A 26,991-nucleotide genomic window follows, 5' to 3' on the forward strand; every position below is an offset into this window, starting at 1 on the left:
GTGGCCGTTTGTAAATGATTGAAAGGAATTGGTTTTTATTTGAGATGGTGGCAATTTCTTCAGCAGAATGACGATTTTTCGGCAAAATGCGTTTGGAAGCGCGAAGAATATGGGTGAGGTGTGACCCTTGGGAAGAACGGGAGACAGAAGGTTCCTCACGCGTGATGCCTTTCTCGCCTGCGAGTTTTTCCGCAGCCTGTAAAGCCCCATTCGTATTCGTCCCGTCATGCCCAGGTTGAAGCCCGGGCCTATCTCAGAAGCAAAGACAAAAGCAAAAACATAGTCGTCGATTCGTCAGAGACCACCCAGGCTATGCTTGTTGATCCCCAGGCTTTTGATCTTCGATTCGAGCGTCTGCCGTGGAATCCCTAGTTTCGCTGCGGCGCCGGAGGGGCCGGAGATGCGGCCGTGGCATTCGATCAACGCGGCTTCGATCATCTCGATTTCACGCTCTGCCAGCGCCGAAAGTGTGCCGCGCAGCTTCGACGAGGCCGTGGGTTGGCGTTTCAGCCAGCTCTCGTCAAAGAAGAAAGTGTCTGTGTCGCTAAGGATAAGGGCCCGCTCGACTACGTTCTGCAGCTCGCGAATATTTCCCGGCCAGCTATAGGCTTTGAACTGTTCCAGCGTGTGCTTGCCGATATGCCGGATATTCTTGCCGGCTTTTTTTGCGTAGCGGCCGATGAAGTATTCGAGGAGCACAGGAACATCCTCCGCTCGCTCGCGAAGCGGAGGAAGTTCGATCGGGAAGACATTGATCCGGTAGAAGAGGTCTTCGCGAAAGGTTCCGGCAGCCACTGCGGCGGATAGATCGCGATTCGTCGCTGCAATCAACCGGACGTCGACGGAGATTGGATGATGACTTCCAATCCTCTCGAACTCCCGCTCCTGGAGCACGCGCAGTAGCGCAATCTGAGTCTCCATAGGGAGATCGCCGATCTCATCGAGGAACAGCGTGCCACCGTCAGCGGCTTCGAATCGTCCCAGGCGTCTTTGCAGCGCTCCGGTAAAGGCGCCCTTCTCGTGCCCAAAGAGCTCCGAGGCAATCAACGATTGAGGGATTGCCGCGCAGTTCACGCGAATGAAAGCTCTTGCCGAACGGCTCGACCGTCGATGAAGGGCGCGCGCGATCAGCTCTTTCCCTGTTCCGGTTTCGCCGAGGATGAGGACGGTCGAGTCCGAGGGAGCTACTTTCTCCACCTGCTTCAAGACCTGGCGCAAGGGTTTGGAAGAGCCGACGATCTCCTCAAACATCGAGGCGCGATCGATCTCCTCGCGCAAGGCCAGGTTCTCGTTGTGGAGCCTCTCTTCGGCCTTCTTCCGGCTGTCGATGTTCGTTCCCGTAACGTACCAGCGAACTGTGCGGCCCTCGTCATCTTTGAGCGGGTTGTACTGCATGAGATACCAGCGATACTGGCCATCCACGCCCTTGAGCAGAACGCGTACCTCGAGCTCGAAGGGCACTTCCTCGCGAAGTCCTGCACTACTACGCTCGGCCTGCACGCGGTCGATGTCCTCAGGATGGAAGGGGGTCGCAAAGGCACCTTTTCCGCTCACGTCTGTGATCTCGATTCCGGTCAGTTCGAGAGCTACCCGGTTTACGTAGAGCACATCTCCGTCCGGGGACAGGACGACGACGTATTGGGAGATCGCATCGGTGATCGTGTGGAACTTCTGCTCGTCCTGGCGCAGGTTCTCTTCGGCAAACTTCCGGTCATCGATATCGGTATTGATTCCGTACCAGCGGGCGACGTGGCTCTGTTCATCAAGAACGGGTGCGACGCGTATCAGGAACCAGCGATACTCGCCGTCGAAGCGCCGCAGACGAGCTTCGATCTCTCCAGATTTGCCTGCTTGCCGGAGGGCTCGCCACCACTCTCGTAACGGCTCTATCTCGTCTGGATGAACGGCTGCTTCCCACCCCGATCCGTACACTTCTTCGGAGGAGAGGCCAGTGTAGTCATGAAACTGCCGGTTAGGAAACTCCAGGGAGCCATCCGGCAAGGCGCACCACGCCGACGCCGGGATGCTGTTGATGAACGTGCGAAGTTGAGCCTCCGATCTGTTGGGTTCGTCGAAGGTGTTTTCTTCCTGCGTCAGCGTTCCTCGATGCTCGTGCTCATTGGCGTTCATGGGCTCTCCTATCGAGCGATGCGAACGTAGAAGTTCAAGATTGCGATGGGGTCACGAGGGACGTTCCATAAGGAGCGAAGGAGAGGCTCAGGAATCTCGCTTGTGTCAGTTGGGCCAGCAAGTTTCGCTCACGCGAAATTATAGCGTTCTGGCGGAGCGATTTGTGATTTGGCATTATCGTAAAGTGTTGTATTGGTTCTAGATCAAAGATGTTGGCACCAAAACGAAAGAATCAAACTAGAATGAGCCAACGTGGAAACTATTCTCAGCAATAAACGGTATAGAAATATCTTCTATTCATTCAGCCTTCTTCTATTGATTGTCCTTGTGGCCATACGCTACATAGGTGTGCCTGCCTGGGATCCGAGCATCTCGAGAAATGGGCCCAAAGCGTTTGCCCAATTGATTGAAGGGCTTACGACAAGCTTAATCGTGACGATTCTCATCGGATCGTTTCTATTTTTCGCGACGCCAGCAGTGATGAAGGTTGCAAAGATCGAGCCCGTTGAGCCAAAGATGATCAATGATCTATTGAAAACTGCGACGGCGACATCGATAGCATGGACCCTCCGTGGTGCAATGGGTAGATATACGAGGGCGGAAACCCTGCCAGCCCTCATCAAGCGAGCACGAGTTTCAGGGGCTCGGCGTAGTCTCAGATTAATGGTTCTCGATCCAGATATTGCACGAGTATGTCACGGATATGCGAACTACCGAAATGGAGTTGCGTCCTCGTCAAAGGTACAAACGCCACATACAGGAGCAACTGTTAGAAATCAAATATTGGCTACTGTCCTCACTGCTACAAAGGCGAGTCTGACCGAATCAATGATCGATATCCAGATTTATCTTGTGCCGATGTGGTCCGTCTTCCGTATTGATTTGTCGGATGAATATGCAATTCTTACGAGCGAGGACCCTCGCGAACCCGGGTTACGCATTGATCGTGGATCGCATTTTTATGGGACATACTCAAAAGAATTAGACTTCATTGCTCTCCAGAGCCGTTCTCTTCCTCTGCCTGATAGTTCCTCGGGCTTGCTGCTTTCAAACGCATCGGATGTGAAGGTCGTACTCCAGTCTCTTGGGATTGCTCACGCTGATCTTTCGCAAGAACAATGTGAAGAGATATTCCAACTTATCGATTCAAAGAGTCATCAATATGTCTGATCTGCAAATAGAGAAAATCATCGAGGACTTTTCGTGGAATCACTTGGCGGAAAGATGGGCTACACTGTCCGATCTCATTTGCGCTTGTAGGTTAAGGAGACATCCTCTTGGCTTCATACACGGCGAGTTGATGAGCTATAAACACGCCGCAGTGCGTCTTCATATCTGGGATTCGATCGAGCGTGTTATGCAGGAACCTCGCTGGTTCATACATACGCATACCTTTGATCTTAAAAGTATTGTCCTTACGGGATGTCTCACCAATCGTCTGTATGCGTGGTCTGAGGCTGAATTGAGCCCTAATAAGCGGCTTTATAAAATTACTTACGCTGGAGAGGTGTCCCGTCTGGAGGCTACTGATCAGCTGGGCAGATGTGAGCCGCTTTCGTCCGAGGACGTAAACACAAGCCAAACGTACTCAGTAGATTTCGGTGAGTTCCACAATACATTTGTGCCTGAAGGGGTCTTTACTGCAACCATTGCTCTTACGATCAAACGTCCCGGTAATCCACTTGTAGTCGGTGCTACTAATGGTGAACCCTCCTATTCCTATAGTCGGCGTGAGTTGAACCCAGAAGATCAGGACCGAATAGTCAAAGAGCTTTTCTTGAGAGTCTGTATCTAGTTTAAATCACATGCTTGGTGCAGGCGGTACTGGTGGCTGGGGTGGTGTTGTGGGAGCACGCAGCGACTTCGGCGTTTTGGGTGCCTTAGGCGCCTTGGGAGCTGTCGAAAGCACGGTGACTCCGGGGGCTGTAACCGTAATGCGAGGCGGAGCAGGTGCAGTCGGAGGCAGGGGAGCGACGGTGGTCTTGCTGATGGTCACGTCTCCGTCGCTGGTATTGATCTTTACCTGGGGACCGCCATGGCCCACCGTCTTCAGCAGCGTATTAACTTCTGCCTTCTCCATTGGGGTTAGTCCAAAATCGTTTTCGATATCACCATTCTTCGTTTGGGCGTTTAGCTCAAATCCAGCGCTTGCCGGAACGCCGACGCTCACCGAACCATGCTGATTCGTAACAGTGATCTGTCCCAGAGGCGAGGTGTTGGTGATATCGACGGAGCCATCGCGGTTGGTAATCTGCACGTTGCCTTGCACGCGGTCCAGGGTAATGTTGCGTTCCCGGGTGTTCAGCACGACGGGGCCGAGAATCTGATCGGCCTGTAGCTCCGGTCCGGTTGCTACCTCGAACTCGCCGTCAAGCCGTGCGGCCTGGAACTGGGTGCGGCTGGTCTGGAAGCTGATCGCTCCGTTGATGTGCTCCAGATGGGTCGTCCCGAAGAAGTCTCCGCGCAGCGTCACGGGACCCGTGATGTCGGTGGCGGTAATGTCGCCGGCGCGTCCTTCGACCGTGACGATTCCATTGACGCTGTGTGCGGATACGCTCTCATCGTCGTCGTTGACGTGGGTCTGGACGGCGCCGTTAATTCCATTCAGATCAACCTGCCCGTGATTTGCGGTGAGGGTCACATTGGCGTGGATGTCCGATACCTCTACATCGCCGCGCCCCGCTGTGATGGAGAGCATGGTGTTGTGTGGGACATCGACTGTCAGGTCGGCTTGTCCGCCCGCTACATCCGGCACTTCCAGCAGGACATTGGCTCCGTCAGGCTTCAGTGTAGGTTGCAGTTGAGACTCTTTCTTCTCGGCGTCGCTGTCGCTCCACGCATAGGCCTGCTTGTGGACGTTGACATGGACCTGTCCATCGTCGCTGGTGCCAGTTACCGTCACATCGCCGTGCGGGCAGTGAATGGTAAGCATTCCGCCGGAGGGGATGGAGCCTGCGACCGAGTCGTCCGCATCGTGCCGATCGCCGAAGGCGTGGTCCCAGTTGGTGAAGCCGTGCCCCAGGGCGTGTTCTTTCCACTCCATGCCGCGCTTGGTGGCCCGCGAGCATGCGCCGACGATCGCGAGGATTACCAGGAGCGTGATAACACCGCCGCCGAGAGCGCGGGTGCCGCGGACCGGGCCGCTGCTGTGTTGCGCCTGATACTGATCCAGCGCCCACTCGGCGAGCAGGATGAGTCCTGCGCCGATCATTACGAACGGCCAGTATCCGGCATACCAGTCCAGCGCATGCGCCCAGGAGAGGCGACCGGTCTGGACGAGCAGGAACACAATGCCGACGGCCAGGATCACCAGGGGGCCAACGATCGATCCGCGGCGCTGGGCACGCATCTGCAAGCGAGTCTGAGTGCGCTGCATCCGGGCTTGCTGTTTCAGGGCGCGCTGCTGAGCCTTCCAGTCGTTGCGATTATAGGGCGGCGGATAGGGCGGCTGGCCGGAAGGAGGAGGATAGGAGCTCATCTTACTGCCCACCCTTTGCCGAGTCGTCCGTTGCGGGCCAGTGTGGCACGTGGGGTTCTGTTACAGGAGTTGCGTAGCCGGAGGTCTGCGGGGTTCCGGGAATGAAACTGGAAGCAGGAGGGACGTAGGCCGGACGGCCGACAGAGCGTTCCAACAGCAGGAGTGCACCGAAGGTAATGACCAGGATCGGCCAGGTCTGCCCGAACGTCCATACATGGGCTGCCTGCAGGGCAAAGAGAATGGCAAGAGTCATCAGCATGACCGGACCGCGCAGCATGCAGACGAACTGAGCGCTTGCCAGCCCGCTGCCGGTCAGGCGATTGACGCCACCCAGCCAGCCCAGGCGGCGGACGAAGGCCCAGATAGAGAGGCCTGCGAGCAACACGGGGAACAGCCAGCGACCGCTGATATGGAAGAAGGAAGAATCGATGTTGGCCAGTAGAAAGACCAGGCCAAGAGCGATCAGCCAGATGGCCCCTGTCGGGAATCGCCGCGCAGGCGAGACTGGGGGAACGGCGACGTCAGGCGTGTCCGTGCCGGTGCCAGAATAGGTTTGCGCATACGGCGGAGCTGTGGCGAAGCCGGTGTCCCTATAGGCTTGCTGGCGAATGGCTTCTGCCGTATCTTCGGCTGTCGCCGCCTGCTGCGCGGCTGCGTCTGCTCCAAACTGTGTAGGGGGAACATAGCCTACCCAGGAGAGGGGCGTATTGGTCGACGAGGCCGCAGGTTGACCGGGTGTCCAGCTTGTGACCGGAGTGGCTGGCGGACGCGTGGCGCTTCCAGGCCAATTCTTGCCGAAGCCCATGCGATCGCCGATGTCATTGAACCCAAAGGCATTAGGCAATGGAGTGCCCTCGATGCGGGCCTTGGCCGTGTGATAGGCCTCGAATGCCTGATAGAAGACCCAGCCTGCTACAAAGAGTCCGAAGATGCCGTTGACGCTATCGGCCAGAGAGACCAGCACGGCAAAGACGATCAGATGGACGATGCCCTTGGCGAACTGCCCGTTGTACATGGCGCCAACGCCGGGGATCAATCCCAAAAGCCATGCCAGCATAGGGCTGGGTTCGCTGGGAAGGGGGGCCGCTGGAGGAGGAACTGCCGTGCCTGGGCCCTGGGAGGGGGCCTGGGTTGGATTTTGGGTGGTTGCTGAGCCTGTGGCTTGAGTTGAGCCTGAGAGGCGTGCCTCCAGGCAGGATTCGCAGAAGATGCCCGAGCCTACGACCCGTACTGTCTCGCGGGTCAGAGGACGACCGCAATCCTGGCAGAAGCCTACCCGTTCGTTGTTCTGGCTCTCGTTTGTTGTCTCGTCAGGTTTGTCGAACATGGCTAGGCTCCTTTCTCGAATGTTGCGTAGCGGATCCTGGGGCGTTGCAGGCTGCTGGTGCCCTGGGGTACATCCTGTTTCGGTTTGTTTTCGGGAGCCTGTTGGTTGGAGTCCGGTGTCTTGTCGCTGGACCTGTGCGTTCTATCCAGGGTGCCAGGGGCCTGCGTGTCGTCCTGAGTTTCGTTGCCGAACTCACTGTTGCGCAGGTCATTGACGCGCGACTCCACCTGATACACCACGCGCAGATTCTGGAAGGAGCGTGCCGCCGAAGCGCCGGCATCCGCCACGGTCCGGCGTAGAGACGAGGGCCGCAGGCTGCCCGCACGCAGATCGCTCAACCGGACGCCGGTCATATTCAGCGTCAGGGCGATCGAGAAGAAGGCCATGGCTGCGGTCATCGCCAGCCGGGGCTGGAAGCTTGCGTTGCCATTCTCAAAGGAGAAGAGATCGGCCAGCTTGCGCCGGAAGGCCAGGAATCTGCCGCCGGTCTGGTCCATGGCACGGGGAGGCCAGACTTGCAGAGGCTCCTCGTAAATGGGTGCGATTACCAGGCTGGGAGCGAGGGCAGGAACCGGCGCGGCGGCAGCCGCTTGAGCGCCTGTCGTCTCTGCCAGGATTCTTTGCAGGAGAGCGGCGGGAGGTTCAGGGGTATGGCCCTTGAGCATCGCCATCCATGCGGCTCCGCGCTGCGCCTCGGCCAGTTCTTCGGCACAGGTTGTGCAGCCCGCCAGGTGCTTGTCGAATGCCCGCCGTTCGGCCTCGTTGAGCGTGCCGTCCACTGCGTCCGGGCACATCGCCTCACATACGGCGCACGCTATCGGTTTGCTGCTGTCGAACTCATCGAATTGGCCCATGTTTGCCACCCTACATCACCTGCCCTTCTATACGTTTCAAAAGCTTAGCGAGTTCACTGCGTCCGCGGCTAATGCGACTCTTTACCGTGCCCTGCGGAACGCCGAGAATCTCTGCAATTTCCTTGTAATCCATATCTTCGAGGTCGCGCAAAATTACTGCCTCGCGCAGGTCCGGCGACACCTGCGCCAGAGCCTGCTGAATCTGAGCCCGAAGTTCCAACCCGGCCATATGATGCTCCTGCCCGGGACGCGTGTCAGCCAGCTTCTCCGCTTTGGAGGGCCCGTCATCTTCGCCGTCATACGTTTCGTCCAGCGAGTCGCTTACACGATCCATCCGCGAGCGGCGATAGCTGTCGACGAGCAGATTGCGGGTCAGCGTCGTCAGCCAGGTTGTAAAGCCACCTTTGGCGGGGTCGAAGCTGGCGAGGTTCTTGAACATCTTCAGGAAGACTTCCTGCGTCATGTCCTCGGCCTCGGTTGCCGACCCGGTGAAACGATAACAAATTCCGTAGATCCTGCGATGCTGCCCGGTTGCTAATTTTTCCCAGGCGTCGGCGTCGCCCTGCAGACACCGTACCGCCAACTCGGCCAGCCTGGCCTGCTCTGCTGCTGCCGCGGCGCGTTGCTCCTGCACTTGCGGAAGCGGTTCCCGCTGCGGGTCTGGATCCTGAGGGGACAGTCGCGCTTCCGTCATAGGTATCTCTTGCAAAGGCAAACGCTCCGGCCGGGAATCGCGCCCGGATGGGGGTGTCAGCGGCTCGCGCCGCAGAATCCTCGCCCCCAGCAGAACTCGGCTGTCTTGTTCGAAGATCGCCGGAATCGTCGCCGTTGCCATGTGAAGTGATACGCAACACCTGTCGCTATGGTTCCCCTTAACAGCAGAAAATAGCGAACAGGAACAGAAAACAGCGAAAGGAGGGGTGCAACCAGCTTATAACTGTTTTCTGTTCACCGCTTTACTGTTTTTTAGTTTTTTATGACCCCGCAGGCGATGCGATTTCCGGAGTTTCCGCTGGGATCGGTCTTCATATCGTCAGCCTTCTCGTGGACGACGATGGAGGTGCCGCCACTGGCGAAGAGCGAGTTCGGAGCGGCCGGATCGAGCGAGATCGTGGTCACGAGGAAGGTCGCGGAACCGGTGTGGTCTTCGCCGACCGATACGTTCTGCGGCAGGTCGCCGTTGTGGTGGCCCATCGGGTTGTCGAAGCCGTGCTTCTTGCCGTCCGGGTTGAAGTGGCCGCCGGCGCTCTTGAAGTCCGGGCCTTCGCAGGAGGCGTTCTGATGGATGTGGACGCCATGCGGTCCGAAGGGCACGTTTTTCAGGTCGATCTTGACCTTCACGCCCTTCTTCGCCGTCTTGAAGGTGGCTGTGCCGGCGTCTTCGCCGGTGGACGTTTTGATTGGAACCTTAATCTCTTTGGGGCCCTGGGCCGTAGCCACCGATAGTCCTGCCACTAACCCACAAACCGCCAGCATTTTGAAACGCATTGCACAGCCTCCAGTCAGAAGTACCGACAGAATACGCCTTCTCGGGGAGTCAAAGATAAACGCTGTAAAGTTCTGCAGCCAGGCCTGAGGGTGTTTTACCGACGGGTTATCCACTGCGCCGGCTCTTCGCGGCGATTACGATAATCCAAAGCGTTTACTCCAATCGATTGACGAGGCCTCCGCCAGCCCATGCAAACACAGCCCCCCGGCGTGCTCGAAGTCATTACCGGCCCCATGTTCTCCGGCAAGAGCGAGGAACTGATTCGCCGCCTCAAACGGGCGCGCATCGCTCGCCAGCGCGTAGCTTGCTACAAGCCGGACATCGACCTGCGCTATCACCGCACAGCGATCGCCTCGCACAGCGCGCAGACGCACGAGGCTACGACCGTCGCCACCGTCGAGCGGTTGCGCGAGGCCCTCTATCCGCAGCTCTCGGAGGTGGAGGTCGTGGGGATCGACGAGGTGCAGTTCTTCGACGACGGAATCATCCCCCTGGCCGTCGAGTTGATCGCCATGGGCAAGCGCGTTCTGATGGCCGGCCTCGATACGACCTTTGAGGCGGAGCCCTTTGGCCCGGTCCCCAACCTGATGGCCATTGCGGACAAGGTCACGAAGCTCTCGGCGGTCTGCATGGTTTGCGGGGCGTCGGCGATCCATACGCAGAGGCTGGGACAGAGCCAGGAGCTGGTCGTCGTCGGGGCGGCAGGACTGTACGAGGCACGCTGCCGCGCGCACTTCTCGCCCTTTACCGATGAGCTCGGGTCCGAACAGTTGGAGCTGCCGGCGGTAGGGTAGTTGTACTTGTCTTCGCTGGCATTCTAAATCTCGGTGATGTAACCGGAGTTGCGATTCTTGCCTTAATCAACAAATTGAAGCCCCCGCATTCGTGGTGGCACGAATGCGGGGGCCTTCGGCTAGGTCTCAGGATGACGACGAAAAACAAACAACGGCTTAGCTCTTGATGAAGGCCAGCAGGTCGGCGTTGATCTCGTCGGCGTGTGTGGTGCACATGCCGTGCGGATAGCCGGGGTAGACCTTCAGCGTGGCGTTCTTCACGATCTTTGCAGACAAGAGGCCGGCCGCGCCGATGGGCACAATCTGATCGTCATCGCCGTGCAGAACCAGCGTGGGGATGTCGATCTTCTTGAGGTCTTCGGTGAAGTCGGTTTCGGAGAAGGCCTTGATCGTGTCGTACTGGCTCTTGTGCGAGCCCAGCATGCCCTGGAGCCAGAAGCTGTCCTGCACGCCCTCGGAGATCTTGGCGCCTGCGCGGTTGTAGCCATAGAAGGGCAGCGTCAGGTCCTTGTAGAACTGCGACCGGTCCGCCGCGACACCCGCGCGCAGTCCGTCGAAGACAGCGAGCGGCAGACCGCCGGGGTTTTGCTCCGTCTTGAGCATCAGCGGCGGCACTGCGCCGATCAGCACGGCCTTTGCGACGCGCTTGCTACCGTGACGGCCCAGGTAGCGCGCTACTTCACCGCCGCCGGTGGAGTGGCCCACCATCACGACATCCTTCAGATCGAGCGCTTCGAACAGCTCTGCCAGATCGTCGGCGTAGGTGTCCATCTCGTTGCCGTCCCAGGGCTGGCTGGAGCGGCCGTTGCCGCGCCGGTCGTGGGCGATGACACGATAGCCCTGCTGGCCGAGGAACAACATCTGTGCGTCCCAGGCATCTGCCGTCAGCGGCCAGCCGTGCGAGAACACGATGGGTTGGCCTGTGCCCCAGTCTTTGTAGTAGAGAGTGTTTCCATCTTTGAGGGTGAGGATGCTCATTGAAAAATCTCCTTTGGTGCGGTGAGAGATGTTCGTGGGAGGAGCGCTTATGGAGGAGGCCGTAAGCGTAGTTTTGGTATGCCCATACTAGCTCGCGGTCCCGCGTGTCGGTATGAAGTTACAGACAAGGCTTACCCTTTGCGCATCAACCGTACCAGCGGCAGCAGTGCCACGCAGGCGGCGAGGCTTACAAGGGCGTCGGTGCGCAACTCCCCTCGCAGACCTCCGTGGCCGTAGGCCCAGCCGTCGAGTGCGCCCATGTAGCTGATGGGCAGGGCCGTTGCCGAGGTCAACAGCCCGAACTGCGTTGCCGCCAGAGGGTTGTTGCGCCCGATCGTATCGAAGGTAATGGCTACAGCGGTCGAGAAAGAAAGTGCCTGGAAGATGTTCTCTCCCAGGATGGCCGTGGCAAAGGTTGCCGGGGCATGGGGGAGCGCCAGAAGGCTCAAGGTAAAGAGTGCGCCTGCGATGCCGACCACAAAATACAGCGGCAGAATCCGTATCTTCTTCGCCAGCAGAGGCAGCATCAAGCAGCCGAACGCACCGGCCAGCATGAGCATGAGCGCGCTGATGCGGCTCACAAACTGGGGGCTGGCGTGGAAGTCCTGTCCTATGCCGCCGAGATTGTTGGTCATGGCGAACGATCCTGTCGGCAGCAGGAATAAAGGAAGCGCCACCAGGACCTCGCGGCGTTTAAAGAGAGCCAGCAGCTCTCGTCCGAAGGCTCCAAAGCTCTCCGCGAGCCGCCTGGCCTGGGTAAGGTTTTCGAGAGGCACCGGCATCCACAGAAAGATCACGGCAGGCAAGGCGACCAGCGTGCCCAGCAGAGGGGCTATGACAGAGGGAGGCAGTACACGGGAGAGCTCGCCGGGAAGAACGGCCATCAGGGCATAGCCCAGGTAGCTTCCCACCTGGGTCCAGGCGCTGAGCTGGGCCTCGTCTTCGCGGCGTACGATCGTTCCGAGCCAACCGCCGAGTGCATTGGAGCTCAGCATGGCCGAGGCGTAGCCGATGATCAGCAGCGTCTCCAACGTGCGCATGTGGTGCTGCGACAGGATGGCGGCGGCCATGATGGCTCCGGCGAGGATTGCGAACAGCGTCGCGTACCACCGCCGCGAGAACCTGACATCGAGCAAAGGCCCCAGGGCAAAACCCCAGAACCCCGGCGAGAGGCACGCCGCGACGATCGCTGTGATGTAGCCCTCGGGCACACCCTGTGCGGCGAGCATCTGGGGCAGCGGCACGAGCAGAAATCCGCCGAACAGGCCAAGCGTCATGTTCGACATGCCCATCAACCACAGAGGGGCATATCGTTTCGGCTGCTGGGTGATTTCGGCCATGCGTCGAGCTTACAGATTTACTCGCTGGCCAACGGCTGCCACAGCTCCAGGCGGTTGCCATCGCAGTCTTTGATCCAGGCGAAGCGTCCGTAAGAGTGATCTTCGCGCTTCGGATCGATCCAGACTCCGGCTGCGGAGAGTGCTGTGAGCAGGGCATCCATATCATCGACACGATAGTTGATCATCGCGGCCTGCTGGCCTTCGCCGAAGTACTGCGTGTCCGTGGGGAATGCGGACCAGGCCGTCATGCCCGTGCCGGCGGGAACTTCGTCGCTCCATTGGAAGGCTGCGCCGTTGAAGTCGCTGAGGTGCACGCCGAGGTTTTCGGCATACCACTTTGCCAGTGCTTTTGGATCGCGTGAGCGGAGGAAGACGCCGCCAATACCGGTAACTCGTGCCATGTTCGTTAGCCTATTCTTTCTACGCGTACCGCCGTGCCGTAGGCCAGCACTTCGTTTACGCCCTGCATGATCTCGTTGGCATCGTAGCGCGTGGAGACGATGGCGTTTGCGCCACGTTCGGCGGCGTGAACCATCATCCGGTGAAAGGCATCCGCGCGGGTTCTCTCGCAGAGCTCGGTGTAGAGCGTGATGTCGCCGCCGATGATGGTCTGCAGGCTTGCTCCAATGGTTCCAAACACGGACCGTGAGCGCACGACGATGCCTCGCACCACGCCAAAGTTTTCGACGATGCGATAGCCCGGCAGCTCCAGCGCTGTCGTCACCATGGATTCGGAGAAGGGAAGCGGTTGGTTCGGTGCGGCCATGTTCGGTTACCTCTCGGGAGAGTCAGTGTAGGGTTACTGGGCCAGCGCCGCAACCAGATTTGTGACGGCGCCCGAGTCGATAGTCTGCGCCGCGAGGGTTACACCTTCGCGAATATCGTTGACTCGGCCCGCGGCAACCAGCACGGCTGCGGCGTTCAGCAGCACGACGTCGCGATGCGGCCCCGGTGCGCCGCTGAAGATCGTCTTCAGAATCAGGGCGTTTGCTGTTGCGTCGCCGCCTTCAAGGGCGCTCAGGGGGGCTCGCTGCAGTCCGAAGTCCTCGGGGGTGACGACGTACTGCCGGACCTCGCCGTCGAGCACCTCGGCGACTTCGCTGGGGCCGCTGAGGGCCAGCTCGTCCAGTCCGCCATCGCCGTGCACGACAAAGGCGTGCTGAATGCCGAGCATCGTCATGGCCTCCGCGACCAGCGGAACCAGCCGCGCCGAGTACACGCCCATCACCTGCCGTCGTGCGCCTGCGGGATTGAGCAGCGGGCCGAGCACATGCAGCACCGTGCGCACGCCCATGGCTCGCCGTACGGGCATGACGGCTTTCATCGCGGGATGATGCGAAGGGGCGAGCAGAAAGCAGAATCCGTGCTGCCGAAGGGCGTTGACGGCCTCTTCGGGTGCGAGAGTGGTTGGGATATCCAGCGCGTCGAGCACGTCGGCTGAGCCGCAACGTGAGGTAATGGCGCGATTGCCATGCTTGGCGACCTTTGCACCGGCCGCCGCTGCTACCAGGGCGGCGGCGGTAGAGATATTGAAGCTGCCGCTGGCATCGCCGCCGGTACCGCAGGTGTCGACCAGCGAGGCCTGCTCGGCGGAGGAGAGCGGAAGGGTCGTGGCCACCGCGCGCATGGCGGAGGCAAAGCCCGCGACTTCTTCGGCGGTCTCGCCGCGACCGGCCAGAGCGCCCAGCAGGGCGGCGATTTCGACGTCGGCGGCCTCACCGTCGAGGATGCGTTGCATCAGGATCAAGGCTTCGCCGCGCGAGAGGGTCTCGCGCGCTTCGACGATGCGCCGCAGTTCGTGTTGAATCGACATGACTTTCTGAGCCTACCAAAAGCAGCTAGTGGGTTGAGTCATTCGTTCGTTGAAGAACCAGCGTTACCCCACAGCGCGAAGCGCAAACCGTGACGCTTTAGCGTCGTGGGACGGAGGGAGCCGTAGCCTTTAGGCTACGGAATAAGGGGCTAGCGAGAATCGGGCTTTAGCCCTGGGCCTCTTGTTCGCGGCCGAAAGAAGGCCCGGGCCTAAAGGCCACATCTTTGCCAAGCCTCTATTTCCGTAGCCTAAAGGCTACGGCTCCCTCCGTCTTCCTGACGCTAAAGCGTCAGGAAACGCGCTTCGCGCTGTGCTGAGCGGACCACCCTTTGGTCGAGATGACAAGGTATGGGGCGGGCAATGTAAGGGTTTTTCACCCGCGATTGTTGCTTTTCGCGCGGTGGCTCCGATAATCGTCGCGCTGGTTTGCTCCGCGTTTCCGGCACTCGCTACTATGATTGGGTCTGCCAAGCAGCGAATGGTTGCATTCTGGAGCGCACATGAAGATCCACGAGTACCAGGCCAAAGAGATCCTCCGGAAGTACGGCGTCGCCGTACCCAATGGAGAGATGGCCACCACGATCGAAGAGGCCGATGCGGCCGCCAAGCAGCTTTTCTCCGCCGGTAACGCGGTTGTCGTCGTCAAGGCGCAGATCCACGCGGGTGGGCGCGGCAAGGGCGGCGGCGTCAAGCTGGCGCGTTCGCTGGAAGAGGCTGCCGTGTACTCGAAGAGCATCCTCGGCATGCAGCTTGTGACGCACCAGACCGGCCCCGCCGGACAGAAGGTGCAGCGGTTGCTGGTCGAGGCCGGTTCGGCCATCGCTCGCGAGCTGTATCTCGGACTGGTGCTCGACCGCGCTTCATCGAAGGTCGTGTTCATGGCCTCTCAGGCGGGCGGCATGGAGATCGAAGAGGTAGCGCACGAGAATCCCGACGCCATCTTCAAGGAGTACGTCAATCCAGCCATCGGCCTGCAGCCCTACCAGGCCCGCGCTCTGGCGTTCAAGCTTGGGCTGGAGCCTGCGCAGATCGGCGAGGCGGTAAGGTTCATGCTCGGCCTTTACAAGGCCTTCATTGAGACCGATTCGACGCTGATGGAGATCAATCCTTTCATCACGACCAAGGACGGCAAGCTCCTCGCGCTCGACTGCAAGATCAACTTCGACGACAACGCGATGTTCCGTCACAAGGACCTGAAGGAGCTGCGCGACCTGAGCGAGGAAGACCCGCTCGAAGTCGAGGCCAGCAAGTACGCGCTCAACTACATCAAGCTCGACGGCAACATCGCGTGCATGGTGAACGGCGCAGGCCTCGCGATGGCGACGATGGACATCATCCAGTACGCCGGCGGCTCGGCTGCGAACTTCCTCGATGTCGGCGGCGGCGCGAACCAGGAGCAGATTGAAAATGCCTTCGGCATCCTGTTGAGCGATCCGAATGTGAAGGCCATCTTCATCAACATCTTCGGTGGCATCCTGCGTGTCGACGTGCTGGCGACAGCAGTCGTTGCGGCTGCGAAGAAGTTGAACGTGCAGCTTCCGATCATCCTGCGTCTTGAAGGAACGAACGTCGAAGAAGGCCGCAAGATTCTCGCTGAATCTGGCCTCAAGTTTGAAGTGGGAGCCACCATGAAAGAAGCCGCCGACCTTGCGGTTGCCGCAGCGAAGGGAGTCAACTAATGTCAGTTCTCGTCGATAAAAATACGCGGTTGATCGTGCAGGGTATTACCGGTCGTGAAGGTACCTTTCACGCCAAGGGCTGCGCTGAGTACGGCACGAAGGTTGTGGGTGGCGTAACTCCCGGCAAGGGTGGTACGACCCACGAGGGTTGGCCTGTCTTCAATACCGTTGAAGAGGCCGTGAAGGAAACTGGCGCGAACGCTACGGTGATCTTTGTTCCGCCGCCGGCTGCTGCGGACGGCATTCTCGAAGCTACGGCTGCGGGCGTGCCGCTGGTGGTCTGCATCACCGAAGGCATTCCCGTTCTCGACATGGTGAAGGTCTGGGAGGTGGTGAAGACCTCGAAGTCACGGCTCATCGGGCCGAACTGCCCGGGCGTGATCTCGCCGGGCAAGGCCAAGATCGGCATTATGCCTGGCCGCATTCACAAAGAGGGCTCGGTCGGTATCGTTTCGAAGTCCGGCACGCTGACCTATGAGGCGGTGTACCAGCTCACGCAGCGTGGCATCGGCCAGTCGACCGCCATTGGCATTGGCGGCGATCCCATCATTGGCACGACCCACATCGATGCGCTTCGTCTGTTGAACGACGACCCTGAAACCGAAGCCATCATCATGATCGGCGAGATCGGCGGCTCGGCTGAAGAGGCTGCTGCTGAGTTCATCAAGCAGCACGTGAAGAAGCCGGTGGTCGGCTTCATCGCGGGCCAGACAGCGCCTCCGGGCCGTCGCATGGGTCACGCCGGAGCCATCATCTCCGGTGGTGAAGGCACAGCCGCCAGCAAGATGGCAGCCATGTCCGCGGCCGGGATCACCGTGGTCAAGAGCCCGGCGGAGATCGGCGACGCGATGGCGAGGTTGCTGGGCAAGGCTTAGAAACTGCAAACGCAGAGGGCGCGAAGGGCGCCAAGTTTGCGCAGAGTTTACTTTGCGTCAACTTGCCGCCCTTCGCGCCCTCTGCGTTTGCAGTTTGGCGGGTCATCCGGCTGTAACGCCTGTCCATTTACACTGGTAGAGCAGTCAAAACTAAGGAGAATCAAGTGTCACAGCGCACCTTCAGCATCATCAAGCCGGACGCCGTCCGCAAAGGCGACACCGCCGCTATCCTCGCCGAGATCAGCAAGGCCGGCTTCAAGCTTCTCGCTATCAAGAAGATCGTCCTCACCAAGAAGCAGGCAGAAGGCTTCTACTACGTGCATGCCGAGCGTCCCTTCTTCGGCGAACTCACAGACTTTATGAGCTCCGGCGTGATCTACCCGATGGTCCTCGAGAAGGACAACGCTATTGCCGACTTCCGCAAGCTGATGGGCGCAACCAATCCGGCGCAGGCCGAAGAAGGCACGATCCGCAAGCAGTTTGCCTCCTCGATCGGCGAGAATGCGATCCATGGTTCCGATGCTGAAGAGACCGCGGCGTTTGAGATCGGCTACTTCTTCGCAGGTTACGAACTCAAGTAGGCGATTCGCATTAAAACAAAGGCCTGCGGGAGATGTCTCCCGCAGGCCTTTTGTTTTGTGGCTCTATTCGTGGTTTAGGTGATTGAGCTACTTGGTGAACAGCTTCAGATCGATGCTCTCTCCCATGGCCTTATAGCCTGCATCGCTCGGGTGAAGATGGTCGCCGCTATCGTCCGCCGGAAGAAAGGTATCTGGATGGGCCGGATCACTCGCTACTTTGCTGAAGTCAACGAAGCCGTCCAACTCCTTGGTCGTGCGAATCCACTGGTTCAATGCCTGACGCATCGCTTCGCCCGTGGGTGAGGAGTACTTGGCACCGACATACGGCGTCAACGTGGCGCCGATGACCTTGATGCCGTGCGTATGCGCGCGGCGTGCCATCTGTGTATAGCCGGCGATCAGATCGTCCGCGGTGATGACGTCATAGGGCTTCGCCGGGTCGGTCGCGTGGCCGATATCGTTGACGCCCTCCAGGATGACCAGGTACTTCACTCCCGCCTGGGATAGCACATCGCGATCGAAACGAGCGAGAGCGCTGGGCCCCGATACGTCGTGCAGAATCCGGTTGCCGCCGATGCCCTCATTCAGCACGCCGAGCTTCGTGGTCTTCTTATCGGCCTGCAGGCGCTGTGCCAGCACATCGGGCCAGCGCAGGTTCTTGTCGCGTGTGCTGTGTGCGCCGTCGGTGATGCTGTCTCCAAAGGTCACGATGGCTGCGCCGTCGGCCTCGGTCTTCACGTCGATGCCCTTCAGGAAGTCCCAGCTATACACCTCTTTCGGGCTGGTCAGGCTGGCGCTGGCAACGGAGTTGCCGGGGATGACGTAGTTCGTCTGATCGGCGTAGGAGTGAACGGACAACTGGCTCATCGGCTGGGTTGGCAGATAGAGGCTGACCGCGAGGTCTGACAGAGCCGCAGCCTTCAGCGGAGCGGGATCGCTCACGATGAGTGCGCCTGGGGGAATGATGACCGAATTGTGTCCGCCAAAGGTCAACGGTACGGAGCTACCGGCAAGGATGCTTCCACCGCCCGTGCTTGGCGCCAGTGTGGCGGCGTTGATGGTTAGCGGCTCTTTGCCGAACTCATTCGTCAGGATGGCCCTGAACTCAGACCCGCCCAGGGAGATGTGTACGATCTCGCGCAGCGTGGTTCCATCGGTGCCGTCCGCGCCGAATTGACCGTCGGGATTCGTCGCGCCTGTGGGGGCGGCGGCCCAGGTGCCTGTCCAATGATCGGGAGCAGCGGCATGGATTGCGGGCGAGAGACTAAGCAGGAAGATCGCTGAGGCAAGCAAGGGGCGTGAGAGGCGCAAAGAGAACTCCAGTGTGGAATGGGATGGTTATGACGCCTGGTAAGGCGGGCGTTCGGGTTTGCTCAACAGACTAAACCGCTCTTATTGAGACTGGCTACAGGCTTCGAAAGACGCAGGATGTGCGGCCATGCTGCGCTCGCGTATAGTGGCGCATGATGGCGCGCTACAGTGTGTGGCGTGCCGTGATCCTACTCTGCTGGTGAGATTCCCTCATGAAGCTGCTTTGCGCTGTTTTGCTGTGCACTACGTCTACTGCCATCGCCCATGCCTCCGTTACCCACAGCACTTTTGGAAAGCTGCCGAATGGTGCCGCGGTCGAGATCTATACGCTGAAGAATCCGTCGGTTGAGATGCGCGTGATGACCTATGGCGCGCGCGTCGTCTCGCTTGCTACCAAAGACCGCGATGGCAAGATGGGGAACGTCGTGCTCGGATACGACAAGATCGAGGGCTATCTCAAGGATTCGAGTAGCTACTTCGGCAGCGTGCCGGGACGCTACGCGAACCGCATCGCGCTGGGCAAATTTACGCTCGAAGGCAAGCAGTACCAGATTCCGATCAACAACGCACCGAACGCCTTGCACGGCGGCCCCGACGGCTTTGCGAGCCGCAACTGGACGGGGAAAGAGATCCCCGAAGGCGTGGAGTTCACGCTTGTCAGCCCGGACGGAGACCAGGGTTTCCCCGGCACGATGACGGCGCATGTGCGCTACACGCTGGCGGGCAATACGGTTCGCATCGTCTACAGTGCGACTACGGACAAGCCCACCGTCGTGAACCTGACCAATCACTCGTACTTTAACCTTGCGGGTGCGGGGAATGGGACGATTCTTGACGAGAAGCTGACGATCGACGCCGACAAGTTCACGCCCATCGATGCAACGTCGATACCCCTGGGCAATCTTGCGCCGGTTGCGGGAACGCCCTTTGACTTTACGAAGCCCGAGACGGTTGGCTCGCGCATCGACGTGGACAACGAGCAGTTGAAACACGGCAAGGGCTATGACCACAACTTTGTTCTGCGCGGCAAGGCCGGCGTGTTGCGTCCGGCGGCCAAGGTCTATGACGCAAAGAGTGGGCGCGTATTGACGGTCGAGACGTCAGAACCGGGAGTTCAGTTCTATAGCGGCAACTTCCTTGATGGATCGCTGATAGGGCCGGGTGGCGTGAAGTATGTGAAGCGCAGTGCGTTGTGTCTCGAGACGCAGCACTATCCGGATTCGCCGAATCGTCCGGATTTTCCCAGCACGGAGTTGAAGCCCGGGCAGACGTATCACAGCGAGACGACGTGGACGTTTTCGAATTAGTGGGGCAGCGAGTCAGCGAGTCAGCGAGTCAGTGAAGCAGTGAAGCAGTGAATTAGTGAAGCAGGGAGCCAGTGAAGCCGCCGGCCAGCGAATTAGTAGGTTCGTGAATCATAAGTCCGTTGAATCATGTTTCGTTAAGGGCACGGGTTTACCCGTGCCGTAAAAGTCCGCACGAATTGGGCTTTAGCCCCTGAGGTGACGCGCCTCAGCGCGCAATGACTTTTGCGGCAACAGGTGTCAGCCGATTCACCGGTGCCATCGATGAGCCGGGCCGTTGGCCCTGTATCTTCACCTGTCTCATAACCTGCGGATTCACGGAATTTCTGGCTCACTGATTTACCAACCCCACGATCTAACCTGACTTGCTGACTTGCTGACGAAAACGAGGCCGAAATGACAAAGGGTTCCATGCTCAGCTGGGTTGACGGTGCAAACGAGCCGCATGGCTTTGGCTTGAATCATCTGCCGTACGGTGCCTTTCGCAAGGATGATGTGACTCGTCTCTGTGTCCGGATCGGGGACTGGTTGCTTGATCTGGAGGCGTGCGTAAGACACGGACTTTTGGAGGGCTTTGCTCCCAGCGTGCGCGACGCCTGTAGCCAGTCCACTTTGAATGATTTGCTCGCAGCGGGGCCGGAGGCATGGCAGGCGCTGCGTGCAGTGCTGACCGCATGCTTGAGTGACGATGGCTATGCCCGCACCGCAGCCGACTGGTTGCTCGTTCCGCTGAGTGAGGTGGAGCTGGTTCTCCCCATCGACCCGCGTGGCTACACCGACTTCTACGCAAGCCTGCATCACGCGCGGAGGGTCGGCGAACTCTTTCGCCCGGACAATCCTTTGCTGCCGAACTACAAGCATGTGCCGATTGCCTACAACGGCCGCGCCTCCTCGGTGATAGCCAGTGGAACATCCGTGCGGAGACCCTGGGGTCAACGTCGTCCAGCGAACCAGGAGACGCAGCCTACGTTTGAGCCCAGTGCGGCGCTCGATTACGAACTTGAACTTGCGTTCGTCGTAGGGCAGGGCAATGCGCTGGGAGAACCGATCTCGATAGCAAACGCGCACGAGCATCTCTTCGGAGTCACGCTGTTGAATGACTGGTCTGCGCGCGATGTGCAGGCGTGGGAGTATCAGCCGCTGGGGCCGTTCCTTGGCAAGAGTTTTGCGACCAGTGTTTCGCCGTGGATTACCCCGATGGCGGCGCTGGAGTCCTTCCGCGTTGCGCCCGCGGCCCGCGCGCAGGGTGATCCGCAACCCTTGCCGTATCTTCTGGACGATGCCGATCAGCAGCATGGCGCATTCGACATACAAGTGGAGGTGTTGCTGAGCACGGAGGCGAGTCGCGCGGCTGGACTTGCGCCGATGCCGGTGAGTCGCGGAAATGCACGCGGGCTTTATTGGACTGCCGCGCAGATGGTGGCACACCACACCAGCAACGGCTGCAATCTGCGTCCTGGCGATCTGCTGGCGACGGGCACGATCTCTGGACCGGAACGCGCGTCCGCAGGCTGCCTGCTCGAGCTTACGCGTAATGGTGCGGAGTCCATCGCTCTTCCAAATGGGGAACATCGTGCCTGGCTTCAGGATGGGGACGAGGTCAGTTTGCGAGCGCTGTGCAGGCGTGAAGGTTTCCTCCTGATCGAACTGGGAGAATGCGTGGGCCATATATCAGAGGCATAGAACTTTCGATCTGGAACTTTCAGATATTACGGCTGTAATAGATCGTCACGTCTATTAGTTTGTGAAATCGACCGTGCGCCACTCGCTTAATGTCACCACGCCAGCCTTGTTCACACTCCATACGCGCCAACGATGGGGTTGCATGCCGACCCCGAACGGGGCTGGCATGTGATACGTGGGTGTGCCATCTAGGGAGTTCTTCACCCAGACGAGGACCGATGGTGACCACTCTTTGCGTGAAGGATCGGAAAATTGGGACTCGATTCCAAGCAGAACTCCGGGTGATCCTTCTTGCCGAAATGAGATCTCCGCTTTAGGAAAACGCGTCACCCGTTCGCCGTCAGCGGGAGCCAATAAAGCGATGCTTGCGTTTCCTTGTGAGGCCTCATTGTTCAAACCTAGCATGTCGAACTTCGCAAGCATGTTCTCGGCTCTCGGCAAACTGTCATCTGGTTCCACCAGGAGTAGTTTCCACTTCGAATCTTCTTTCCGTAAGACCATGAACGAGTGGAGAACGCCGAAAACGCTTTCGCCTTGCACTTGAGTAGACAGTACGACATAGGCCAACCGCGTATTGCCACCGATCTCTTCCACCGTCGGCGTATAACGCTGATTTTCGTCTTTCGGCATATTCAGTTGACGAACCCAATCCCAGTCGATGGGTGCGATCGCGGAGTCCAGTGTGTTCTTTAATGTTTGTGTTGGAGATGAAGAGAATCCCTGGATTGCCTCCTTTGCAATTGCGCTAATCTCTGCTTTATCAGAGAGCTTGAATAGCGGTGTCGCTGGTTTTATGGGACTCCAGTCGGGAGGTTGCTCCAGCCAGATCAGGAATGCATCAGCGGTACTGTGGTCTGGGGCGTCCTTTAATGCCGTCCACCAGCCTCTGTCGAGGTGAAAGGGCTTGCCTGCCATCTTTCGTACCTGCCCGGAAGCCAGCAACGGTCCTTCCTGTGCGTAGTTATCTGTAAACACAACGTCAGGTTGTGTGCCTTTTTGGCGCGCTGCCTCAAGTGCAGGCAAAAACGAGGCTCGCTGGAACGCCTGCCATTGCACTTGTATGGCTGGATAGTCCTTCTTCAATTCCGCGACAATGGCATTGCCATCAAAGGGCTGCTCGCTGGACACCCAGAAGACGAGCTTTCCATGGCGCAATGCCTCCGCTGAGGTTGACTGCGCGTCGCCGAGAACGGATGCACTCTGCTGAGCGAGAGCGGGCGCTATATTCCAACTCAGCACAACGCCCGCGAGTAGGCGTACAAAAGCTGTCATGATCGACTCCCGCATGCCGGAATCATCATAAACCGGTTTTTGTTTTGTTTAACTCCCTTCGTTTTTGCTGAATATCTCATGGGACGAACGCGAGGGTGTGCCGCCTCTTGCACTCGGTTCGTGTACCGGCCAGATTCTTGCTGCCGCTGCGTCCGTTGCGTGAGCCGCGGCGTCCAATGGACTATGACCACACCGCTCGGTAACACCAAACAACTCGGCAACTCTGACCTTCACCTCACCGCGATCGGCTTTGGCGCCTGGGCCATCGGCGGAGGCGGGTGGCAGTACGGCTGGGGCGCGCAGGATGATCAGGATTCTATTGCCGCCATTCATCGCTCTCTCGACGCCGGTATCAACTGGATCGATACTGCTGCCGTCTATGGCCTCGGCCACTCGGAAGAGACGGTTGCGAAGGCCCTGAAGTCCACCAGCGCAAAGCCTTATGTCTTTACCAAGTCCTCCATGACCTGGGGTGAAGATCGCAAGATCGTGCAGACGATGAAGAAGATCCGCGAAGAGGTGGAGCAGAGCCTCCGCCGTCTGCAGGTGGAGGCCATCGACCTGTACCAGATTCATTGGCCGGTTCCTGACGAAGAGCTGGAAGAGGGCTGGACCACGATGGCCGAACTGCAGCGCGAGGGTAAGGTGCGTTGGATCGGCGTCTCCAACTTCAGCGTTGCCCAGATGGAGCGCGCTCTCAAGATCGCTCCGATTACGTCGCTGCAGCCGCCCTACTCCGCGATCAACCGTTCGGCTGAGCCGGAGATTCTGCCCTTCTGCCTGAAGCACGGCATCGGCGTCATCAACTACTCGCCGATGCACTCCGGCCTGCTCACCGGGGCGATGACCAAAGAGCGCGTCGCCCAGATGCCGGAGGACGACTTCCGCCGCAACGCCAAGAACTACCAGGAGCCGCAACTCTCGCGCAATCTTGAGCTTGCGGAGCTCTTCAAAACCATTGGCAAGCGCCACAACGTCGAGGCAGGTGTCGTCGCGATTGCTTGGACGCTGTATAACCCCGCGATTACGGCGGCTATCGTCGGCGGGCGCAATGCGAAGCAGGTGGAAGGGGTTCTTCCGGCGGTGAACTTCCGTCTGTCCGAGGCTGAGTATGCCGAGGTTGGGGAGTTTTTGAAGGCGCGGTTTTAAGGGAAGGCTCGATCTATTCGGGGAGTGGTAGATCGGGTCTTCTGCTTTTATTTTTCTGGTTGTCATTCCGAGCGTAGCGAGCGAACCTGCTGTCTCCCGTTTTTTGTTAATGTCGCCACAAACGTTGTGCGTCCAGAGGGATTCCTCGCTTTAACCCATGTGGCTCTGGGTAATACGAACGAAGAACGGGAGACAGCAGGTTCGCTCGCTGCGCTCGGAATGACAACCAGAAAAACAAAAGCAATGACAGAAGCAGAAGAGGCAGATTTCCTGCGGGAATGACAACAAGAAAGGCAAGGGCAAGGGGCAAAGGCAACCACAGCAATTGGGCGCACCAGAAATTCATATCCATGCGCTAGCCAGAGTTGTCTGGGCTGGCATATCCTCACCTGTTGCGCCGGATGCATCTTATTAGGAGCATGCCGGCGCACCACGGAGAGACCACCATGAGCACTACCCTCGCCCCAGTCCCCGAAACCACACAGCAGCGCGAAGACTTTCTGCCCCTGCGCGGCACCGATCATGTCGAGTTCTTCGTCGGTAATGCGCGGCAGGCGGCGTACTTCTATCGCTCGGCGTTTGGGATGAAGCTCGTTGCCTATGCCGGACCCGAGACCGGACGCCGCGATCGTGCGTCGTACGTTGTGCAGCAGGGCAAGGTGCGCTTTGTGCTGACTACGCCGCTGCGTCCCAACACCGAGATCGCGGAACACATCGCAAAGCATGGCGACGGCGTGCGCTCGATTGCGCTGTGGGTCGATGATGCCCGCAAGTCGTGGGAAGAGACGACCAAGCGCGGCGCGCGCAGCGTCGAGGAGCCGCAGGTACTGGAAGATGAGCATGGCCGCGCGGTGGTGTCGAGCATCGCCGCTTATGGCGATACGCTGCATACCTTCGTCGAGCGTGGCGACTACACAGGGCCGTTTCTGCCCGGCTATCGTGCGGTGATGGATGATGTCGTGGCACGGCCCGTGGGGCTGCTGCACATCGATCATTGCGTCGGCAACGTGGGCTGGAACTCGATGAACGACTGGGTGAAGTTCTACGAAGACGTGATGGGCTTCGGGCTGTATCAGCACTTCGACGACAGCGATATCTCGACCGAGTACTCGGCGCTGATGTCGAAGGTGATGGCCAACGGCAACGGCTACGTAAAGTTCCCGATCAACGAGCCGGCCGAGGGCAAGCGCAAGTCGCAGATCGAAGAGTATCTCGACTTCTACGGCGGCCCTGGAGTTCAACACATCGCGCTCGCGACCAACGACATCCTCGATACGGTCTCGCGGCTGAAGCAGCAGGGCGTGGAGTTTCTTACCGTTCCGCACTCGTACTACACGGAGCTGCAGGGGCGTGTCGGCAAGATCGATGAACCGACCGATGATCTGGAGCGGCTGGGCATCCTGGTCGATCGTGACAATGAGGGCTACATGCTGCAGATCTTCACGCGCCCGGTCGAGGACCGTCCCACAGTGTTCTACGAGATCATTCAGCGCAAGGGAAGCCGCAGCTTCGGCAAGGGAAACTTCAAGGCGTTGTTTGAAGCGATCGAGCGCGAACAGGCCAGCCGCGGAAATCTGTAGTGATACGCAGTGCCCCATGGCGATGATCGCCATGGGGAAGCACTGTAGTGTGGCGCTATGGTTTTGTAGTGTTGCTGACCGGCTCAAGACTCTTGAGCTGTTGAGTGAAGTTACGAATCGGTAGCACCAGGGGCGCGAACAACGGATCTTTTCTCTTTTCGAGAACGATCTCGCCCAGGAGTTTGAGCCCAATCGCCAGCGATGCCGATCTGTCCATGTCGAGGAGACGTTTTGCCCGAATCGCCTTCACGATCTCGAGCAGAGGATCGTGATTGTCGGCGCAGAACTGCAGACTCTCTTCCTCCTGACGATGGCTCTGAAGTGGGCCGAGCTTTTCAATGGTGATCCGGTAACGATAAGACATCTCTCCTCCTGACGACAGGTATGCGTGAACGTCCAGAGACCTGGAAGCAGGCCAGCGTTTGCTTAGGGCTTGTTCCCATGGACCCTGGTGGGCCTAAGAAGATCCTTAAGGCCAATGCTGTGCAGGAACTCCACGCGTATGCGATCGGCGACAGCGTTCACTACCTGCGCGCCGTCATCGGCTGGATCGATGTGTACGCGAAAGGGGCGTGTGCCGAAGGGCATGTCCACGACCTGCACGATGGCTTGTGCGACCTCGATGACATCAGCCCCCTCAGGAGAAACACTCTGCAGGCCAGCCATGATCTCCTTGTCGAGTCCAGCGGTTGGCCCCTTGTCGTATTCGGCCAATCGCTCTTTGTCGTTCGGATGTCCCGCATGGGCGAAGTGATTGGTGCCCGAGGTATAGGCTCCGGGAACGATGATGGAGGTCTCGATGTTCCAGCGAGCGAGCTCTCCCGCGTAGCTTACGGCCATGGCATCCATACCGGCCTTGGCCGCAAAGTAAGGCGCGAGATACGGAGGCGTGCCGCCGCGCGTGCTCGTGCTCCCGATCCAAAGTACGAGGCCGGTGCCTTGCTTGCGAAGCACCGGCAGAGCAGCGCGGTTGACGCGCTGGGTGCTCAGGACGTTGATGTCATAGAGCTGCGCGAGCTGCTCCGGTGTGAAGGATTCGGCTGGCCCGAAGACCATGTGGCCGGCATTATGAATCACGACATCGAGCCGGCCCTGCTCCGCGACGATGGTCTGCAGGCTCTTGTCCACAGAGTCCTGGGACTGCACATCCATCTCGACGGCCCGCAGGTCCGCATGGTTTTCGGCTGCGAACCTACGGACCTCTTCTACCTGTGGGGCGTTCCGACCTGTTGTCTCACGCATGCCGGCATACACGGTATGACCGGCCTTTGCCAGCTCGCGGGCGGTCAGTGCGCCGAATCCGCTGGATGCTCCTGTAATTACGATTACGCTTTTCATAACCTCACTCCTCTAA

General features: G+C 59.1%; 25 protein-coding genes. 10 read left to right on the top strand and 15 right to left on the bottom strand.

Annotation, left to right across the window (positions count from 1 at the left end; translation table 11 throughout):
• Positions 1 to 294: 294 nt before the first annotated feature.
• Entirely contained in the window at positions 295 to 2,130 is a 1,836-nt protein-coding gene (locus tag ACIX8_RS03030) for a sigma-54-dependent Fis family transcriptional regulator (RefSeq protein WP_014263841.1), read from the bottom strand.
• Between the two features lie 252 nt (positions 2,131 to 2,382).
• Between ACIX8_RS03030 and ACIX8_RS03035 the strand changes: the two genes are divergently transcribed.
• Both ACIX8_RS03035 and ACIX8_RS03040 read left to right on the top strand, forming a co-directional pair.
• A complete protein-coding gene (locus ACIX8_RS03035; protein ID WP_014263842.1) occupies positions 2,383 to 3,300 on the top strand; it encodes a hypothetical protein in 918 nt (305 codons plus the stop codon).
• Positions 3,293 to 3,925: a hypothetical protein gene (locus ACIX8_RS03040; RefSeq protein ID WP_014263843.1), complete on the top strand. Its 633-nt coding sequence runs from the start codon at positions 3,293 to 3,295 to the stop codon at positions 3,923 to 3,925. The genes ACIX8_RS03035 and ACIX8_RS03040 overlap by 8 nt, the downstream gene beginning before the upstream one ends.
• Positions 3,926 to 3,931: 6 nt before the next feature.
• Here the strand turns inward: ACIX8_RS03040 and ACIX8_RS03045 are convergent, their stop codons facing one another.
• From ACIX8_RS03045 to ACIX8_RS03065, 5 genes are all read right to left on the bottom strand, one after another.
• On the bottom strand, positions 3,932 to 5,608 hold the full coding sequence (locus ACIX8_RS03045; protein ID WP_014263844.1) for a DUF4097 family beta strand repeat-containing protein: 1,677 nt from the start codon (positions 5,606 to 5,608) through the stop codon (positions 3,932 to 3,934).
• A gap of 1 nt (position 5,609) precedes the next feature.
• Positions 5,610 to 6,935 (bottom strand): hypothetical protein, encoded by a 1,326-nt coding sequence (locus ACIX8_RS03050; RefSeq protein WP_014263845.1) that lies wholly within the window; start codon positions 6,933 to 6,935, stop codon positions 5,610 to 5,612.
• Positions 6,936 to 6,937: 2 nt separating this feature from the next.
• Positions 6,938 to 7,789: an anti-sigma factor family protein gene (locus ACIX8_RS03055; RefSeq protein WP_014263846.1), complete on the bottom strand. Its 852-nt coding sequence runs from the start codon at positions 7,787 to 7,789 to the stop codon at positions 6,938 to 6,940.
• A 10-nt stretch (positions 7,790 to 7,799) separates the two neighbouring features.
• On the bottom strand, positions 7,800 to 8,624 hold the full coding sequence (locus ACIX8_RS03060) for an RNA polymerase sigma factor (protein WP_014263847.1): 825 nt from the start codon (positions 8,622 to 8,624) through the stop codon (positions 7,800 to 7,802).
• Between the two features lie 131 nt (positions 8,625 to 8,755).
• The gene (locus tag ACIX8_RS03065) at positions 8,756 to 9,277 is read right to left on the bottom strand and encodes a superoxide dismutase family protein (RefSeq protein WP_014263848.1); all 522 of its coding nucleotides are present in this window, start codon (positions 9,275 to 9,277) and stop codon (positions 8,756 to 8,758) included.
• A 189-nt stretch (positions 9,278 to 9,466) separates the two neighbouring features.
• On the opposite strand from ACIX8_RS03065, the gene ACIX8_RS03070 reads away from it, so the two are divergent.
• Positions 9,467 to 10,072, top strand: coding sequence for a thymidine kinase (locus ACIX8_RS03070; protein WP_014263849.1), 606 nt, complete (start codon positions 9,467 to 9,469; stop codon positions 10,070 to 10,072).
• A gap of 156 nt (positions 10,073 to 10,228) precedes the next feature.
• Here ACIX8_RS03070 and ACIX8_RS03075 read toward each other — a convergent pair whose 3' ends face one another.
• The 5 genes from ACIX8_RS03075 to trpD all read right to left on the bottom strand — a co-directional run bounded on the left by ACIX8_RS03075 (position 10,229) and on the right by trpD (position 14,203).
• Positions 10,229 to 11,050 carry an alpha/beta fold hydrolase gene (locus tag ACIX8_RS03075; RefSeq protein WP_014263850.1) on the bottom strand — a complete coding sequence of 274 codons (822 nt, stop codon included), beginning with the start codon at positions 11,048 to 11,050 and terminating at the stop codon, positions 10,229 to 10,231.
• Between the two features lie 131 nt (positions 11,051 to 11,181).
• On the bottom strand, positions 11,182 to 12,390 hold the full coding sequence (locus tag ACIX8_RS03080) for an MFS transporter (RefSeq protein WP_014263851.1): 1,209 nt from the start codon (positions 12,388 to 12,390) through the stop codon (positions 11,182 to 11,184).
• Between the two features lie 17 nt (positions 12,391 to 12,407).
• Entirely contained in the window at positions 12,408 to 12,791 is a 384-nt protein-coding gene (locus ACIX8_RS03085; protein ID WP_014263852.1) for a VOC family protein, read from the bottom strand.
• A gap of 5 nt (positions 12,792 to 12,796) precedes the next feature.
• Complete coding sequence (locus ACIX8_RS03090) at positions 12,797 to 13,156, bottom strand: YbjQ family protein (RefSeq protein ID WP_014263853.1); 360 nt, start codon at positions 13,154 to 13,156, stop codon at positions 12,797 to 12,799.
• 33 nt (positions 13,157 to 13,189) lie between these two features.
• Positions 13,190 to 14,203 carry an anthranilate phosphoribosyltransferase gene (trpD, locus tag ACIX8_RS03095; protein ID WP_014263854.1) on the bottom strand — a complete coding sequence of 338 codons (1,014 nt, stop codon included), beginning with the start codon at positions 14,201 to 14,203 and terminating at the stop codon, positions 13,190 to 13,192.
• Positions 14,204 to 14,703: 500 nt separating this feature from the next.
• Here trpD and sucC point away from each other — a divergent pair, with 500 nt between their 5' ends.
• The 3 genes from sucC (at position 14,704) to ndk (ending at position 17,338) form a co-directional block, all read left to right on the top strand.
• On the top strand, positions 14,704 to 15,882 hold the full coding sequence (gene sucC, locus ACIX8_RS03100; RefSeq protein ID WP_014263855.1) for an ADP-forming succinate--CoA ligase subunit beta: 1,179 nt from the start codon (positions 14,704 to 14,706) through the stop codon (positions 15,880 to 15,882).
• Positions 15,882 to 16,757 (top strand): succinate--CoA ligase subunit alpha, encoded by an 876-nt coding sequence (sucD, locus tag ACIX8_RS03105; RefSeq protein ID WP_014263856.1) that lies wholly within the window; start codon positions 15,882 to 15,884, stop codon positions 16,755 to 16,757. The genes sucC and sucD overlap by 1 nt, the downstream gene beginning before the upstream one ends.
• Before the next feature lie 164 nt (positions 16,758 to 16,921).
• Positions 16,922 to 17,338 (top strand): nucleoside-diphosphate kinase, encoded by a 417-nt coding sequence (gene ndk / locus ACIX8_RS03110; RefSeq protein WP_014263857.1) that lies wholly within the window; start codon positions 16,922 to 16,924, stop codon positions 17,336 to 17,338.
• 87 nt (positions 17,339 to 17,425) lie between these two features.
• Here the strand turns inward: ndk and ACIX8_RS03115 are convergent, their stop codons facing one another.
• A complete protein-coding gene (locus ACIX8_RS03115; protein ID WP_014263858.1) occupies positions 17,426 to 18,649 on the bottom strand; it encodes an SGNH/GDSL hydrolase family protein in 1,224 nt (407 codons plus the stop codon).
• A gap of 212 nt (positions 18,650 to 18,861) precedes the next feature.
• On the opposite strand from ACIX8_RS03115, the gene ACIX8_RS03120 reads away from it, so the two are divergent.
• Both ACIX8_RS03120 and fahA read left to right on the top strand, forming a co-directional pair.
• Positions 18,862 to 19,956 carry an aldose epimerase family protein gene (locus ACIX8_RS03120; RefSeq protein ID WP_014263859.1) on the top strand — a complete coding sequence of 365 codons (1,095 nt, stop codon included), beginning with the start codon at positions 18,862 to 18,864 and terminating at the stop codon, positions 19,954 to 19,956.
• A 393-nt stretch (positions 19,957 to 20,349) separates the two neighbouring features.
• Positions 20,350 to 21,636 carry a fumarylacetoacetase gene (fahA, locus tag ACIX8_RS03125; RefSeq protein WP_014263860.1) on the top strand — a complete coding sequence of 429 codons (1,287 nt, stop codon included), beginning with the start codon at positions 20,350 to 20,352 and terminating at the stop codon, positions 21,634 to 21,636.
• Positions 21,637 to 21,690: 54 nt separating this feature from the next.
• Here the strand turns inward: fahA and ACIX8_RS03130 are convergent, their stop codons facing one another.
• Positions 21,691 to 22,908 carry a type 2 periplasmic-binding domain-containing protein gene (locus tag ACIX8_RS03130; RefSeq protein WP_014263861.1) on the bottom strand — a complete coding sequence of 406 codons (1,218 nt, stop codon included), beginning with the start codon at positions 22,906 to 22,908 and terminating at the stop codon, positions 21,691 to 21,693.
• A gap of 183 nt (positions 22,909 to 23,091) precedes the next feature.
• Here ACIX8_RS03130 and ACIX8_RS03135 point away from each other — a divergent pair, with 183 nt between their 5' ends.
• Together ACIX8_RS03135 and hppD are read left to right on the top strand one after the other, a co-directional pair.
• A complete protein-coding gene (locus ACIX8_RS03135) occupies positions 23,092 to 24,057 on the top strand; it encodes an aldo/keto reductase (RefSeq protein ID WP_014263862.1) in 966 nt (321 codons plus the stop codon).
• Positions 24,058 to 24,503: 446 nt separating this feature from the next.
• On the top strand, positions 24,504 to 25,637 hold the full coding sequence (hppD, locus tag ACIX8_RS03140) for a 4-hydroxyphenylpyruvate dioxygenase (protein ID WP_014263863.1): 1,134 nt from the start codon (positions 24,504 to 24,506) through the stop codon (positions 25,635 to 25,637).
• 55 nt (positions 25,638 to 25,692) lie between these two features.
• On the opposite strand, the gene ACIX8_RS03145 is transcribed toward hppD, so the two are convergent.
• Entirely contained in the window at positions 25,693 to 26,001 is a 309-nt protein-coding gene (locus tag ACIX8_RS03145; protein WP_014263864.1) for a DUF3861 domain-containing protein, read from the bottom strand.
• Between the two features lie 62 nt (positions 26,002 to 26,063).
• The gene (locus tag ACIX8_RS03150; RefSeq protein WP_014263865.1) at positions 26,064 to 26,975 is read right to left on the bottom strand and encodes an SDR family oxidoreductase; all 912 of its coding nucleotides are present in this window, start codon (positions 26,973 to 26,975) and stop codon (positions 26,064 to 26,066) included.
• Between the last annotated feature and the right edge of the window lie 16 nt (positions 26,976 to 26,991).

Source organism: Granulicella mallensis MP5ACTX8, from assembly GCF_000178955.2.
Lineage (GTDB): Bacteria > Acidobacteriota > Terriglobia > Terriglobales > Acidobacteriaceae > Granulicella > Granulicella mallensis.